This window comes from Amycolatopsis kentuckyensis, from assembly GCF_002155975.1.
In the GTDB taxonomy this organism is placed as follows: domain Bacteria; phylum Actinomycetota; class Actinomycetes; order Mycobacteriales; family Pseudonocardiaceae; genus Amycolatopsis; species Amycolatopsis kentuckyensis.
In genome coordinates, this window is record NZ_MUMI01000844.1 from 1 (window position 1) to 2,206 (window position 2,206).

Genomic DNA, 2,206 nt, shown 5'->3' on the forward strand with positions numbered 1-2,206 from the left:
GGCCGGGCACCCGCGGTGGTGGCGGCAGGGCGGGGATCGCGCCCGGCCGTCGCGCGTAGGCGGCGCGGGGTGTCAGGCCCTCGTCCACGGGCTTCGGGAGCTTCGGTTTCTCACCGCGCGCCGGCGACCTGCGGGCGCGGAGTTCGGCCAGGACGTCCGCCCGCGGGCGGCCGCGCAGCAGGAAGAGCGTGAACGGGTCGCGGTCGACCTCGTCGGCGACCAGGTAGTACACCGCGGCGACGTGCTTGCACGGGTTCGCCGAGTCCGGGCACGAGCACCGCGGCCGCAGGTCGCCCGGGCCCGGCAGCAGGTCGACACCCGCTTCGCGCGCCTGCTCGGTCAGCGCGCCCGGCAGCTCGCCGTCGAGCAGCGCGGCCGCGTGGCCGAGCTGGGTGCCGACCACGCCGAGCAGCGTGTCCCACTCGCCGTCGGTGAAGGTGCGCATGGTGATCGTCACCCGGTACGGCTCCGGACGGCTGCCCCGCACCCGCGCGCGCACCGCCCCGGCGCCGACGTGCAGCTCGCTGACGGTGCCTTTCCGCGCGTACGTCCGCCCGCGGGGCAGCCGGTTCGGGTCGAGCTTCGCGCGCTGCTCCAGCGCCTCGACCCAGGCGCGGCCCCACCACGTCGTGCCGAAGTTGCGCCTCGGTGGCATCACCCGCCCCCGAGCCGGACGAGGTCGGCGAGCTCGTCGTCGGACAGTTCGGTGATCCAGTCCTCCCCGGCGCCGACGACCGACTCGGCGAGACCCCGTTTCTTTTCGAGGACCTGCGCGATCCGCTCTTCGAGGGTGCCCTCGGCGATCAGCCGGTGCACCTGGACCGGCCTGTCCTGCCCGATCCGGTAGGCGCGGTCGGTGGCCTGATCCTCGACGGCCGGGTTCCACCAGCGGTCGTAGTGGATCACGTGGGTGGCCCGGGTCAGGTTGAGCCCGACGCCGCCCGCCTTCAGGGAGAGCAGGAACACCGGGATCTCGCCGGCCTGGAACCGGTCGACCATGTCCTGCCGTTTCGCCGGGGAGCTGTCGCCGGAGAGCAGTTCGGTGGGCAGGCCGCGGTCCTTGAGGCGCCGCTCGAGCAGGCGGCAGAGCTGGACGTACTGGCTGAAGACCAGGACGCTTTCGCCTTCGTCGAGGATCACGTCCAGGAGTTCTTCGAACGCCGCGAGCTTGCCGGAGCGGCCGGTGAGCGCGCCGTGCGGTTCCTTGAGGAACTGCGCGGGGTGGTTGCAGATCTGCTTGAGTTCGGTGAGCAGCTGCAGCACCTGCCCGCGCCGTTTGATGCCCTGCGTTTCCCGGATTTCGGCGAGGTTCTCCCGCACGACGGCTTCGTAGAGCGTGGTCTGCTCGGCGGTGAGCGGGACGAACCGGTCGGTCTCGGTCTTGGGCGGCAGTTCGGGGGCGATGTCCGGGTCGGTCTTGCGCCGCCGCAGCAGGAACGGCCGGACGGTGGCGGCCAGCCGTTCGGTGACCGCCTTGTCGCGGTCGCGTTCGATCGGGCGCGCGACGGTGCGGCGGAACCGATCGAGGGGGCCGAGGAGACCGGGGGTGGTCCAGTCCACAATGGACCACAGCTCGGTGAGCCGGTTTTCGACGGGCGTGCCGGTGAGGGCGACCTTGGCTTGCGCGGGGATCTTGCGCAGTTCCTTGGCGGTGGCGGAGAGCGGGTTCTTGACGTGCTGCGCCTCATCGGCGGCCACGAGGCCCCACTCCACTTCGGACAGCGTTTCGCGATCCCGGCGGAGGACACCGTAGGTGGCGAGGACGACTTCGTCGGAGGCGAGGTCGTCGAGGTGGCGGCGGCCGCCGTGGAACCGCCGGACGGGGATGTCGGGGGCGAAGCGGGCGAACTCGCGTTCCCAGTTGCCGAGGAGGGAGGTGGGGCACAGGACGAGGGTGGGACCGCCGGCGGTTCGCGGGAGCTCGGCCGGCGGCAGGCCGGCCGAGGGCTCGGCACCGCCTGGCGAGTGCCCGGCTTCGGTGGGCGGCACGTCGGGGGCCACCGGCGAGGGGACAGCGCCGGTGGACGGCACCTCACCGCCCGCCGGCGGACACTCGCCGCCGGTGGACCCGTGCCCGGCGCTCGGCCGCGGTGGTGAGGCCGCCGAACGGGCGGCCTCGCCGGTACGCGGAGACTCGGCGCCGCCCGAGGAGACCTCGGCGAGCACTGGCCCGTCGCCGGCCGACAGAGGCTCGGCCCTCGGCGGC

2 protein-coding genes are annotated in these 2,206 nt (G+C 73.5%); both read right to left on the reverse strand.

The annotated features are described in order from the left end of the window. On the reverse strand, window positions 1-655 hold a 655-nt coding region (locus CCN39_RS48565; protein ID WP_208630702.1), incomplete at its 3' end, for an SWIM zinc finger family protein. Then, window positions 655-2,206 (reverse strand): SNF2-related protein (locus CCN39_RS48570; RefSeq protein ID WP_244211370.1); only part of this gene is annotated, 1,552 nt, incomplete at its 5' end. The genes CCN39_RS48565 and CCN39_RS48570, both read right to left, overlap by 1 nt.